This is a genomic window from Tropicimonas sp. IMCC6043 (genome assembly GCF_004146235.1).
Lineage (GTDB): Bacteria > Pseudomonadota > Alphaproteobacteria > Rhodobacterales > Rhodobacteraceae > Tropicimonas.
The window spans coordinates 74,410-87,190 of record NZ_SELO01000013.1 but is presented as its reverse complement, the minus strand read 5'-3'; the positions used below and the strand labels follow the sequence as shown (position 1 = coordinate 87,190).

The following is a 12,781-nucleotide window of genomic DNA, read 5'->3' as shown; positions in this document are numbered from 1 at the left end:
GGTCACCCTATCGCTTTCGTTTCGCGGCACAAGTGCCTAAAGGCCACAGAACGCTGCTTTGCAGGGCTCACGCCTCCAGCATCCGGCGCAGCAATTCGAGGTCCTCCGCGATCTGGTTGTCCACCGCCTTCAGCTCCTCGATCCGCCTGACCGCGTGCATCACCGTGGTGTGGTCGCGCCCGCCGAAGCGGCGGCCGATCTCGGGCAGCGACCGCGCGGTGAGCTGCTTGGACAGATACATCGCCATCTGCCGCGGTCGCGCGATCGTCCGGTGCCGTTTCGGCCCGATCATGTCGGACATCCGCATGTTGTAATGCTCGGACACCTTGCGCTGGATCTCTTCGACGGTGACCTTGCGGTCGGAGGCGCGCAGCACGTCGGCGAGGCAGTCCTGCGTCAGGTCGAGCGTGATCTCGCGACCCACCAGCGAGCCGAAGGCGAAGAGCTTGGTCATCGCTCCTTCGAGCACGCGGACATTGGTCGAGATCCGGTGCGCGAGGAATTCCAGCACGCCGTCCTGGATCGCCAGGCCCGGATAGCTTTCGCGATACTGCTCGACCTTGTGCTGGAGGATGCCGAGTCGCAGCTCGTAATCGGTCGGGTGCAGATCCACCACCAAGCCCGATTGCAGCCGGCTCGCGATCCGCTCCTCGAGCTTCTTGATCTCGCCCGGCGCTCGATCGGCCGAGATGACGATCTGCTTGGCCTGGTCGACCAGCGCGTTGAAGGTGTGGAAGAACTCCTCCTGGGTGGAATCCTTGCCGGCGATGAACTGTACGTCGTCGACCATCAGCACGTCGACCGAGCGGAACAGTTCCTTGAACTGGATCATGCCGTTCTCGCGGAGTGCCTGCACGAAGCGATACATGAACTGCTCGGCGGAGAGATAGACGACCCGAAGGTCCGGCCGGTCGGTCTGCAGCTGCCAGGCGATGGCGTGCATCAGGTGCGTCTTGCCGAGGCCGACGCCACCATACAAGAACAGCGGATTGAAGCTGACGGAACTGCCCTCGGCGACGCGCCGGGCGGCGGCATGGGCGAGCTGGTTGGGCTTTCCGACGACGAACTTGTTGAAGGTGAAACGCTTGTCGAGCGGAGCGCCCGGCAGGTCGACGGGGCGCGCGCGCGGTTCCGCGGGGGCCGCCACGGGCTCCGCGGCGACGTGTGCCGGCGCACCGTTGGCCGCGGCGGCTAAAGACCCGGCCGGTTTCCGCGTCCCGACGGCGGGCACGTGGAACTCGATTCGCTCGACGGCGACACCGGCGCGCAGCAGGTGTTGCTGGATCTGGTCGCCGAAATTCCGCGACACCCAGTTGCCGATGAAATTGGTCGGCACGTGAAACCGTACGACACCATCCTCCGCCGCGTCGAATTCGAGCGGCTCGATCCAGGTTACGTAGTTATGTTTGCCCACTGCCTGATAGAGATCTTGCTGCACACGTCCCCAGGTGTCATCCGTCATTTTGCCCTTTTCCGCTTCGCTTATTCTTATGGGATCGCCTGTGTCCCTCGGCGTCCCTTATCTTTGGCGCAACCCAAAGCGTCAGCGGAAAAACACGAACAAGGCCGGCGCATTACGCCGGTGATGCCGGGCAGAAATCACCCGACTCAAGCCGTTTCTCCTATCGGGCATGCCGACAGGAACCCTGCTCTTTCGTGTTGTGGACATGGACGACGCGACCCGTAGCAACCACGAGCGCTCCGTCCCATCCCCGCGGTCCCCGCGCGACGGCGCGAACCAACGAGAACTCGATCCGGACACAATCCTCGCAGCGGTGAACTTCCCCAAGGCCGCTGCGCGATATGTCCGATCCATGTCCCCCCGGACGAAATGAATCGCAGGAGCACGCTAGCAACTGGCGTGAAGCGGGTGCAACTGAACTTCGATCTTGACTCCGACTTTGCCCGGGCGAATCCCGTGTCAAGCCCGAAGCCCCTGAAAAGTGGTAAATTTCCCGTCAATACAGAAAAAGGATGTGCCCTTTCGGACACATCCTTCAAATTCCGTGATGTCGCGAGATTTCAGGCGCCGAGGGCCTTCACGCGCGACGACAGGCGGGACATCTTCCGCGCCACGGTGTTCTTGTGCAGAACGCCCTTGGTCACACCGCGCATCAGCTCGGGCTGAGCGTTGCGCAGGGCGATGGCGGCGGCTTCCTGATCCCCGGAGGAAATGGCCTCCTCGACGTTCCGCAGGAACGTCCGGATGCGCGAGCGACGCGCCTTGTTGATGGCATGGCGCCGTTCGTTCTGGCGGGCGCGCTTCTTCGACTGGGGCGTGTTAGCCATGTGATCGGGTTCCGGATTTCGGTGATTTCATTCTTGAAGCCGCGTCTCTAGGCGGGTTGCCTCTCCGAGTCAACAGCGAATGCGGCACTACTTGTCCCGGAATTGCGCCTCGCGCTTGTCGAGGAAGGCCTGCATGCCCTCTTTCTGGTCCTCGGTGGCAAAGAGCGCGTGGAACAGGCGCCGCTCAAAGAGGAGCCCCTCGCGCAGCGGCATCTCGTAGGACCGGTTCACCGCCTCCTTGACCGCCATAACCGTCAACGCCGACTTGCGCGAGATCTTCGCGGCGGCTGCCAGCGCCTCCTCGACCAGCTTCTTGGCCGGCACGACACGGGAGACGAGGCCGGCGCGCTCTGCCTCTTCGGCATCCATGAAGCGCCCGGTCAGATGCATGTCCATGCTCTTCGACTTGCCGACGAATCGCGTCAGCCGCTGGGTGCCGCCCATGCCGGCGATGACGCCGAGATTGATCTCGGGCTGGCCGAACTTGGCCGTTTCGGCGGCAATGATGAAATCGCACATCATCGCCAGCTCGCAGCCGCCGCCGAGCGCATAGCCCGCGACCGCGGCGATGATCGGCTTGCGGCAGCGCAGGATCTGCTCGGCCTGGGTGCCGAAAAGGTCCGAGCTGAACACGTCGACGAAGCTCTTCTCCGACATCTCGGCGATATCCGCCCCGGCGGCGAAAGCCTTCTCGGACCCAGTCAGGACGATGCAGCGGACCCGTTCGTTCTCCTCCGCCTCCGCGAGCGCTTGGCCGAGTTCCCCGAGCATCTGCGTGTCGAGCGCGTTCAGCGCTTCTGGCCGGTTCAGCCTGATCAGGCACGTGTGATCGGTTATCTCGACGATCAATGTCTCGAAAGCCATGCTGGCGGAACCTTTCCGTGGTTTCACAGGACGGAAGGGTTACCATCCCCGTCAGGGCTTTCAAGCTATCTTTGGCAGTTCGGGCAATAGAAGGTGGAGCGTCCGGACTGGGTGACGCGACGTATCTTGCCGTCGCAGCCTTCGGTCCGGCAGGGGGCGCCCTCGCGCCCGTAGGCGCGGAAATCGTGCTGGAAATAGCCCAGCTCGCCGCTGGCCTGGCGGTGGTCGCGAAGGCTCGCGCCCCCGGCCGCGATCGCCGCCTCGAGCACCTGCCTGATCACCGGCACCAGGGCGGCGAGGCGAGCCCCGGACGTTCGGTCACAGCGCCGGAGTGGTGACAGGCCCGCGCGGTGCAACACCTCGCAAACATAGATGTTTCCGAGCCCCGCCACGACGCGCTGGTCGAGCAGCGCCGCCTTCAGCGGCGTCCGTCGGGGGCGCAGCGCCGCGGCCAGCCCCGGCCCGTCGAAGGCATTTCCCAGCGGCTCAGGCCCGAGTCCGCGGAGCAGCGGGTGGGACTCCCAGGCATCGCTTGCCACCAGGTCCATGGCGCCGAAGCGGCGCGCGTCGTTGAAGGCGATCCGGGCGCCGTTCTCCATGTGGAAGACGACGTGGTCATGCCGCTCCAGCGGCTGAATCGTGCGGTGAAAGCTTCCGGGTGCTTCGCCGGAAATCGTCATCCGCCCCGACATTCCCAGGTGGATGAGCAGCGACTCGCCGCTGTCGAGATCCGCGAGGATGTATTTCGACCGCCGCCGCAACCGCAGCACCCGCCGCCCCGAAAGCCGCTCTGCCATCCGCTCTGGCAGCGGCCAGCGCAGCTCCGGCCGGCGCACCTCCGCGGCGGCAATCCGCACACCCGCCATCGCCGGTTCCAGCCCGCGGCGCACGGTTTCCACTTCCGGCAGTTCCGGCACGCCCGGCTCCTTCCTGTCGCGCTTCGCCGCACTTGCCGGGGCGCGCCATTGCAGCCCCGCGGCTGCGCCCTATAAGGAGGGGTGAAAATCAGCGGGAGCAAGTCCCATGAGCGACGACTCACCCAAGACAACGCATTTCGGCGACAAGGTCGTGCCCGAGCACGAGAAGAAGGGCATGGTGCATGGCGTCTTCTCCTCCGTCGCCTCGCGCTACGACCTGATGAACGACCTGATGAGCGGTGGCATCCACCGGCTCTGGAAGGACGCGATGATGGACTGGCTGGCACCACGGCCTGGCCAGCGCCTGCTCGACGTCGCGGGCGGCACCGGCGACATCGCCTTCCGCTTCCTGCGCCGCGCACCCGACGCGACGGCGGTCGTCTGCGACATGACCGAGGACATGCTGGTCGAGGGCCGCAAGCGCGCCGAGGCCGAGCATCTCGCCGACCGGCTCGAATGGGTCGTGGGCGACGCGATGGCGCTGCCCTTCGAGGCCAATTCCTTCGACGTGGTCACCAATTCCTTTGGCACCCGCAACGTTACCCGGATCGAGGACGCGCTCGCCGAGGCCTACCGCGTGCTCCGGCCCGGCGGGCGGCTGATGGTGCTGGAATTCTCGCAATTGCCCAACCCGGCGATGCAGTGGGCCTATGACCGGTACTCGTATAACGTGATCCCGGTGATGGGGCAGGTCGTGACCCGTGACCGCGACAGCTACCAGTATCTGGTCGATTCGATCCGCAAGTTTCCCGACCAGGAACGCTTCGCGGAGATGATCCGCAACGCCGGGTTCGACCAGGTGAAATACCGCAACATGACCATGGGCGTCGTCGCCCTGCACTCCGGCTGGAAGCTCTGACCCCTTGCGCGGCCCCCACAACATCTGGCGCCTGATCCGCACCGGCGCCACGCTTGAACGCACCGGCGCCATGGGTGTCGTGCTCGAGGCCTTCAACGCGCCGGTCGCGGTCCGGATCGCGGCGCGCACCGCCGGCTGGCCGTTCAAGTGGCTGGGCTACAGGGGCGATCCGAACCTGCCGCCGCTTCTTCGGGCGTTGCAGGCGATGGGCCCGGCCTATGTCAAGCTCGGTCAGATCCTCTCGACCCGCCCGGATGTGGTGGGCGAGGACCTCTCGCGGCAACTGAAGATCCTGCAGGACCGGATGCCGCCCTTCCCGCGGGCGGTCGCCATCGCCTCGGTGGAGAAGGAGCTGGGAATCGAGATCGACGCGGTGTTCTCGGATTTCTCCGAGCCGATCGCCGCCGCCTCGATCGCGCAGGTTCACCGGGCACGGCTGCGCGAGACCGGCCAGGAGGTCGCGGTCAAAGTCCTCCGGCCGAATATCGAGCGCGATTTCCGGCGCGATTTCGATGCCTTCTACCTCGGTGCCACGATCATCGAAACCCTTGCGCCGGCCTCCCGCCGCCTGCATCCGCGCGCCGTGATCGAGCATTTCCACGGGTCGGTGCGCGGCGAGCTCGACCTGCGGCTGGAATCCGCTTCCGCCTCCGAATACGAGGCCAGCACCAAGGAGGATGAAGGCTTCTGGGTGCCGAAGATGCACTGGAAGCTGTCGGACCGCCGGGTCATGACGCTCGACTGGGCCGAAGGGCCGTCCTGTAACGAGCTCGAGGCGATCGATGCGGCCGGGCACGACCGCAAGGTGCTCGGCGAGCGGATCCTCGGCCTCTTCCTGAAGCACGCCCTTCACAACGGGTTCTTCCATGCCGACATGCACCAGGGGAACCTGAAGATCGCGGCCAATGGCGATATCATTGCGCTCGATTTCGGCATCATGGGGCGGCTCGACGAATACACGCGGCGGGTCTACGCGGAGATCATCTACGGATTCATCCAGAAGGATTATCGTCGCGTCGCGGAAGTGCATTTCGAGGCGGGCTATGTGCCCGCGGATCGCGACATCGACGAGTTCGCCAGCGCCCTCCGGGTCGTCGGCGAGCCGATCTTCGGCATGTCGGCGGGCGAGATCTCGATGGGACGGGTGCTGAGCTATCTCTTCGAGGTGACCGAGCGGTTCGGCATGGAGACGCGGATGGAGCTGATCCACCTGCAACGGACGATGGTCGTGGTCGAGGGCGTGGCGCGCTCGCTCTATCCGAACATCAACATGTGGGATGTCGCGCGCCCGGTCGTCGAGGACTACATCAAGAAGAGTATCGGCCCGCGGGCGTTCCTGCGGGACCTGTCGCGGACGGTCCGGATCCTGTCGCATATCGCGCCCCGCCTGCCGGAGATCGCGCAGGACCAGCTTGCCAGGCAGGCGCGGGTGTCGGCGCCGCCGGCCGAGGACGATCGCGGCGGAAAGCGATGGCTGTGGTTCGCGGCGGGGGCGGCCTTCGCCGGGGCGGTCGCCTTCGGCATCACCCTGATCTGACCGTCGGGCTTCCACCCTGTCATCCCTCCGCGCTGCGCACGGCAGAGATCTCCTCGGTCCCGACCGATACGCCGCCCGGCAGCATCAGCGCATAAAGGTCGCCGGATTTCTGCACTTCGAGCACGTCGGCATAGATCTCCGCACCGCGGGTCGAGATCAGTTCGCCGTCGGAATCGAAGCTCTCGACCTCGAAGGAATATCTTGACCAGGCGACATCATGGCCCGCCGCATCGCGGCCGTTCCATTCCAGGTCGCTCTCGCCGGTATTGATCATCAACCGATTCACCTCGGTGCCGTAGCGGTCGAGAACCACGAGTTCGGCGCGATAGGCGGTGGGATCCGGACTCGCATGAACCGGAACCGGCGTGCCGGCATAGTCGGCCGGTGCGACCACCCGCACCTCCTTGCCGATCCATTCCGCCATACCCGCCATGTCGTTGGAGGCGGAGACGGTGATCAGGTCCGACAGAAGATCGTTGGTGTGAACCTGCTGTTCGAGGGCCGAGAACTGGGCTAGCTGGGCAGTGTATTCGGTCGAATCCACCGGGTCGAACGGGTCCTGGTTGCGAAGCTGCGCGGTCATCAGGGTGAGCCAGGTCTTGAAGTCGGACCCGAGGAGCGACTCGGCCGTCATGGTCGTTTTCGCCTGGCCGGCGGTGGTTGATGAACTCGTTGCAGAGACTGTCGACATCACGAGTGTCCTTCAGAGCCTGAGATCGAGCCTGCCCGGCGGCGTGCCGGGCGCGGGAGGAGGGGGACGATCGGCATTCGGATCCACCGCGTCGAAATCGTCCGCCCCGTCCGCAGTTCCGGTCCGGGCCGGCCGGTCGGAATCGTTCGACCGGTCGCCTTCGAAGGACATGGTGACATCGTCATATCCGAGAGCGTGCAGGTCCTGGGAGAGAAGATCGATATTGCGGCGGAACAGCTCGAGCGTTTCGGGGCGGTCGGCCTGAATGACGACGTTCAGGCCGGTATCGGAGCCGACAAAGGATATCCTCAGCGTCCCGAGCTCTCGCGGCGACAGGCGCAGGTCGATGCTGCCATCCCCGCCGCGCGTCACCCGCTCCGCGATGGCCGCGGCCACCGGCCGCAGGACCGCCGCAGTCCGGACGGACGGGGGCAGCGCGCCCGACAGGCGTGCGGCATGGGGTGCCGGGTCATGCAGGCGAATCGCGGCTGCGAGTTCATCCCCTGTCAGAACGTCCTCCGGGTCGTCCGAGAACAGGGGCCCGGGCATATTGGTTGGTCCTCGCTGCATCACCACCTCTCCGGACACCACGGCGGCCCGAATCGCGGTGGTGCCCGCCGAGTAGGGCGATCGCCGCGCGGCCCCGGCATCGGCGAATCCCCGGATGGCGTCGCGCCTTTCCGGAAATGACGGGTCCGGACTTTCGCCGCGGGCAGGCTCGACCTCTCGTGCCGCGTCGCCCTCGCGCGTCACGTCCTGTGTCGAAAGCCGTGCCTGAAACGAAGTCTCGTCCGTGCGTGCCGGCGGTGACCCCATCGAAAGCGACGACGGCGGGGATGGGTCGCTGCGGGAAGTTTGCGCCTGCCGGAGTTCGGCGTCCGGCAGGCGCGCTTGGGGCGCGTTTGCCCGGGTCCCGGCGGGCGCAGGCGTCGTGACGCGGGGGAGGGTCGGATCGGCCCTCTCGTCGTCCGGATTGTCCATAGCGGATGCGCCCGGCGTTACCCGGCCTGCATCGACGGGCTCGGGAGTCGATCTAGGGAGATCGCGCGGCATCAGGCTATCCGGGCGAGGGACCGCCGCGCCGCCTTCATGCAGCGGCCGGGGTGCGGCTGCCACCAAGTCCGATGCCCGCGCCGAAGGATTTCGCGCGCCGGTCCCCTCGCGCTCACCGGAAGCCGGCGGTTGGACGATCCGGGGACCTCCCACCGACATCCGCTTCGGGCCGGCGGAACCGTCGCCGGACGGGTCGCGGAGCGGACCGTCCGGAGTCAGGACCTCCGCGTGGCGTGACGTATCGCCCGATCTCATCCGAGGTTCCCGCCCTGGCGCGGGCACCGAATCGGCATCCGGTCTTTGTCCGATCTCGGCCAGCGACATGTCCGACGCGTGCGGCGGGACGGCAGACGAGCCGCTTGCTGTCGATTGCCCCGCGGGTCGAGACCGTTGCGCGACGTTGTGGACATTCGGCAGCGGCATCTCCGCTTCCGGCCCCGCCCTGCGCTCAGGACTAGCCGACGCGGAATGTTGGCCGGAGGGCGCCTGATCGATCGCCTGGGCGGGAGGTCGCGCGCGATCGCTCGTCACGTCGATCCCGGACCCACCTTCGCCGACGGCGGCTGTCTCAGCGGGACTAGTGGCCGGGCGGGTTCGGGTTGGTCCCGTGGGCACGCCGGGCCTCTGGTTCATGGCCGCCGGCGTCAGTGAACCAGAGGCAGGGGCCGAATCCTCTTTGGCCGGCATGTCTGCCGCGCCAACAGGAGCTGCGGGTTTCGATCCGGCCACGACCGCTGCGATGTGCTCCCCAGGTTTGCCTGACTGGTCGGCGTCTGGGACGAGGGGCGTCGCGGCGGTCTTCGTCGGTGGTTCAATGCCCGGTTCGACCGCCGCGCGTTGCTGCACGCCTCGGGCGCGCTCCAGATATGGCCCGGGCATTGCGACCTCCCGACTGTCCGCGCGCGGCGGCAATCGGGAGTCGCCCGATACTGCCCCCTCCAGCATCATGATCGCAGGCACAGCCGATCCGACTTCCGCCTGCAGCGGGTCGGGCTCCGAGGGCGGCATTTCGTCCCGGCCCCGGATCGTGCTCGCGCCAGATGCATCGCGCCACTCCGAACCGGCCAGGTTCCCCGACACGGCGAAGATCTCATCAAAGCTTGCGCCGCCCTTTTCGGCGCGCGGTCTCGCTTCCCGCCCGGGATCTCCGACTGCGGCCCCGACGAGGGTCAAGGTGAGCGCCTGTTGCATGGATCACGTGCCTTCTGGCTAAGATTGCACGCAGATTGACGGGGTCGGGTTACCGATCCTTTACCCGCGGTCGGTAAATATCCGAAAAGTTTTAGCTTGCTGGAGACCGGGAAATGACTGTTCCGCCTGTCGACCTTGGAGTCGCGATGCCACCGCACGGGCCGCGCAACACGGAGGCCGGGCTGCGAAAGGTCGCACAGCAACTCGAGGCCGCGTTCCTGTCCGAGATGCTGAAGCATGCCGGCCTCGGCGACACGCCGGAGGCCTTCGGCGGCGGTGCGGGCGAGGACCAGTTCTCGAGCCTGCTGCGCAATATCCAGGCCGACCGGATCGCCTCGCGCGGCGGCATCGGTCTTGCTGAATCGATCTTCAACTCACTCCGGGAGCGCACGCATGACTGACACGACGCTGCGGCAGCTTCTCGCACTGCTCGACGAGGAGAGGAATCTGCTGCTCAAGGGGGATATCGGCGCGATTGGATCCCTGGAAGCGGCCAAACTGGATCTGGCGCAGCGCCTGGAAGCGGAGGATAAGCCGTCGGTGGAGGCGCTCGACAAGCTTCGTCGGAGCGTAGAGCGCAACCGCAGACTGCTCGAGGCCGCGCGGAAGGGCCTGAAATCCGGGGCGGATCGGCTGCGGGAGATCAGGAAGGCGCTGCTCCGGCTTGAAACCTATACCCGCGGCGGGGATCTCACGAATCTCCAGCAGGCGTCCCCGACTGTCTCGCGACGTGCCTGAATATGAAGAAATTCGCCTAAAATCCAATGTTTAGGACCCTGTGCGGTTAGGATTCCATTAGTTGGTCTCCATCATCGTGGGCCCAGCACCCGAACCAGGGTGGCGCGACCGGCCCGCGAGTCGTCCGTAAGATGCAGAATGCTGAATTCCACCGGTTTGTCCCGGTGGCCCCGATCCCGGCCAAAAGCGCCGTCAAGGAAGGACATTGGAAAATGACCAGCATCCTCACGAACACTGCCTCAATGGTTGCTCTTCAAACCCTGAAAGGCATCAACAACAACCTGAATTCGCTGCAGAACGAGATCTCCACGGGCAAGTCGATCTCGTCGGCCAAGGACAACTCGGCCGTCTGGGCGATCTCAAAGGTGATGGAATCGGACGTCAAGGGATTCGAAGGAATTTCGGACAGCCTCGCGCTTGGCGAGTCGACGGTCGCAGTCGCCCGCAACGCTGCGGAAACCGTGACCGATCTCCTGACCGAGATGAAGGGAAAGATCGTCGCCGCCCAGGAAGAGAATGTCGACCGCGAAAAGATCCAGACCGACATCCAGGCGCTGACCAACCAGATCAAGTCGGTGGTCGGCGCAGCCCAGTTCAATGGACTGAACCTCGTGACGGGTACGGAAGACGTGAACGTCCTCGCATCGCTTGACCGTTCGTCGGACGGCACCGTCAAGGCGTCCGATATTTCGGTGTCCAGGCAGGACCTGACCACGACCGCCGGCGTCTATGGCACCGGCGACACGGCGATCGCTGCGAACATCACGGCAAGCGCAAGCGCCATCGACAGCACGGGCGCGGCGAACCAGCTCGAGCTGACAATCGCTGGCGCCGGAACCGACGATCTCACCCTGACAATCAATGGCAAATCGCTCACGATTGCACATAACGCAGACCGCGACGCGATGATGCTCGACGCTGCCGGCCAGATCAACGCGCTCGGCATGACCGGGATTACCGCGGACGAGGATGCCGGCGGAACCGGGCAGTTAAACATCATCAACACGAACGCGTTTGAAACCTTCAACGTGTCCTGGAACTCCGGCGGCACCAACACCATCGCGGCGGTGAACAACGGGGATACCACCCAGAACGTCTCCGCGGCGACCGGATCGAACAGCAATATCCTCGAACAGCGTGCCGAAGAGGTCGTGCTGGACAAGAATGCCGCAGTGAACGACGGTGACAGCTACCGGATTTCGGTGAACGGAAACGATTTCAACTACATCGCCGGCAAGGGCGAAACGATGGAGGACGTTGCCAAGGGCCTGAAATCGGCGATCGATGCTGGCAACGAGACCGGGGTCGCCACCAAGGTCACGCAGAACGATGCCGGCGAGTGGGTCGTCATGGTCGACTATGACGGGTCCGACACGACGGCGGGCGCCACCATGACCCTGTCTGAGAACGGCCAGGCAGGCGGCACCGCGTCCGGTGGCCTGTTCGGTCTCGACAATATCGACGTAACGACCGATTCCGGCGCCGACGCGGCGCTCGACAATATCGAGACGCTCATCCAGAACTCGATCGACGCTGCCGCCGAATTCGGGTCGTCGCAAAGCCGGATCGAGATCCAGTCCGACTTCATCGGACGCCTGTCTGACTCCCTAAAGGCCGGAATCGGTACGATGGTCGACGCGGACATGGAAGAAGCATCGGCCAAGCTGCAGGCGCTCCAGGTGCAGCAACAATTGGGCATCCAGTCGCTGTCCATTGCCAACCAGTCACCGCAGTCTGTTCTCTCGCTCTTCCGCTAGGACACCCCGCCGGGGCGCGTCACGGCGCGCCTCGGCACCCTGTATCGGCACATCCCGAACCTTGAACGGAAGGAAACTCCGTGAACGCCGTCGATATGGCCAAAAGGGCCTATGGGGCAAATGCAGCCCCTGTCAGAACCCCGCGCAACACCGAATACGCAATCTTCGCGCGCATCACCCAACGGATTCGGGACGCGTCCCGAAACAGCGACCCCGGCAGTTTCAATGCCCTGGTCAGCGCATTGCACGATAACCGACGCCTCTGGCGAATCCTCGCAGTCGATGTCGCCGACACGGGCAACGCCCTGCCTCAGTCACTGCGCGCCCAACTCTTCTATCTCGGCGAATTCGTTGGCCAGCACAGCAGCAAGGTCCTGCAACGCAAGGCCTCTGCCGAGCCACTGGTCGATATCAACATGGCCGTCATGCGCGGTCTGGCTGGCGGAGGCGGCCAGGAATGAGCGGGCTCGTTCTGAAACTCGGTCCGAAAGAGCGCGTGCTCATCAACGGCGCCGTCATCGAAAACGGCGAACTTCGCAGCCGTTTGAGCATCGTGACGCCAAAGGCGCATATCCTGCGACTTCGCGATGCCATCCATCCCGAAGACGCGAATACGCCGGTGCGACGCGTGTGCTATATCACGCAGCTCGTGCTTTCGGGAGATGCCGATCCCGAGGAGGCACAGTTGCAGTTGCTTCGCGGAATCGAACAGCTCAGCCAGGTTCTGACCGATCCAGACAGCCAGAAGCGACTTGGCCTTGCGACCAGCGCGATCATCGAAGGACAGCACTACCAGGCGCTGAAGGCCCTGCGCGGTCTGCTGCCGCGGGAAGAACGCCTGTTCGCGGCGGCCCGGAGGTGAGCTTTCAGCCGGTTCTTCCCCTG

At 65.1% G+C, this 12,781-nt stretch carries 13 protein-coding genes; 7 read left to right on the top strand and 6 right to left on the bottom strand.

The features are described from left to right. Positions 1–67: 67 nt before the first annotated feature. The 4 genes from dnaA to mutM all read right to left on the bottom strand — a co-directional run bounded on the left by dnaA (position 68) and on the right by mutM (position 4,070). Complete coding sequence (gene dnaA, locus EU800_RS28270; protein ID WP_129633203.1) at positions 68–1,462, bottom strand: chromosomal replication initiator protein DnaA; 1,395 nt, start codon at positions 1,460–1,462, stop codon at positions 68–70. A gap of 560 nt (positions 1,463–2,022) precedes the next feature. Beyond that, on the bottom strand, positions 2,023–2,289 hold the full coding sequence (gene rpsT, locus EU800_RS28265; RefSeq protein ID WP_129633201.1) for a 30S ribosomal protein S20: 267 nt from the start codon (positions 2,287–2,289) through the stop codon (positions 2,023–2,025). Between the two features lie 87 nt (positions 2,290–2,376). Further along, the gene (locus tag EU800_RS28260) at positions 2,377–3,153 is read right to left on the bottom strand and encodes an enoyl-CoA hydratase (protein ID WP_129633199.1); all 777 of its coding nucleotides are present in this window, start codon (positions 3,151–3,153) and stop codon (positions 2,377–2,379) included. Between the two features lie 65 nt (positions 3,154–3,218). Further along, complete coding sequence (gene mutM / locus EU800_RS28255; RefSeq protein ID WP_129633197.1) at positions 3,219–4,070, bottom strand: bifunctional DNA-formamidopyrimidine glycosylase/DNA-(apurinic or apyrimidinic site) lyase; 852 nt, start codon at positions 4,068–4,070, stop codon at positions 3,219–3,221. 106 nt (positions 4,071–4,176) lie between these two features. On the opposite strand from mutM, the gene ubiE reads away from it, so the two are divergent. Further along, positions 4,177–4,929 (top strand): bifunctional demethylmenaquinone methyltransferase/2-methoxy-6-polyprenyl-1,4-benzoquinol methylase UbiE, encoded by a 753-nt coding sequence (gene ubiE / locus EU800_RS28250; protein ID WP_129633195.1) that lies wholly within the window; start codon positions 4,177–4,179, stop codon positions 4,927–4,929. A 4-nt stretch (positions 4,930–4,933) separates the two neighbouring features. After that, positions 4,934–6,466, top strand: coding sequence for a 2-polyprenylphenol 6-hydroxylase (gene ubiB, locus EU800_RS28245; protein ID WP_129633193.1), 1,533 nt, complete (start codon positions 4,934–4,936; stop codon positions 6,464–6,466). A gap of 19 nt (positions 6,467–6,485) precedes the next feature. Here ubiB and EU800_RS28240 read toward each other — a convergent pair whose 3' ends face one another. Further along, a complete protein-coding gene (locus EU800_RS28240; RefSeq protein ID WP_129633191.1) occupies positions 6,486–7,157 on the bottom strand; it encodes a flagellar hook capping FlgD N-terminal domain-containing protein in 672 nt (223 codons plus the stop codon). A 12-nt stretch (positions 7,158–7,169) separates the two neighbouring features. Continuing rightward, on the bottom strand, positions 7,170–7,706 hold the full coding sequence (locus EU800_RS28235) for a flagellar hook-length control protein FliK (RefSeq protein ID WP_165354664.1): 537 nt from the start codon (positions 7,704–7,706) through the stop codon (positions 7,170–7,172). Positions 7,707–9,547: 1,841 nt separating this feature from the next. Here EU800_RS28235 and EU800_RS28230 point away from each other — a divergent pair. From EU800_RS28230 to flbT, 5 genes are all read left to right on the top strand, one after another. Further along, positions 9,548–9,802, top strand: coding sequence for a rod-binding protein (locus EU800_RS28230; RefSeq protein ID WP_129633252.1), 255 nt, complete (start codon positions 9,548–9,550; stop codon positions 9,800–9,802). Further along, entirely contained in the window at positions 9,795–10,139 is a 345-nt protein-coding gene (locus EU800_RS28225) for a hypothetical protein (RefSeq protein WP_129633187.1), read from the top strand. Before EU800_RS28230 ends, EU800_RS28225 begins: the two co-directional genes overlap by 8 nt. 212 nt (positions 10,140–10,351) lie before the next feature. Then, positions 10,352–11,896, top strand: a complete 1,545-nt coding sequence (locus tag EU800_RS28220; protein WP_129633185.1) for a flagellin — start codon at positions 10,352–10,354, stop codon at positions 11,894–11,896. An 80-nt stretch (positions 11,897–11,976) separates the two neighbouring features. Then, positions 11,977–12,357, top strand: coding sequence for a flagellar biosynthesis regulator FlaF (gene flaF / locus EU800_RS28215; protein WP_242500572.1), 381 nt, complete (start codon positions 11,977–11,979; stop codon positions 12,355–12,357). Beyond that, on the top strand, positions 12,354–12,758 hold the full coding sequence (flbT, locus tag EU800_RS28210; protein WP_129633183.1) for a flagellar biosynthesis repressor FlbT: 405 nt from the start codon (positions 12,354–12,356) through the stop codon (positions 12,756–12,758). The genes flaF and flbT overlap by 4 nt, the downstream gene beginning before the upstream one ends. Positions 12,759–12,781: the final 23 nt, after the last annotated feature.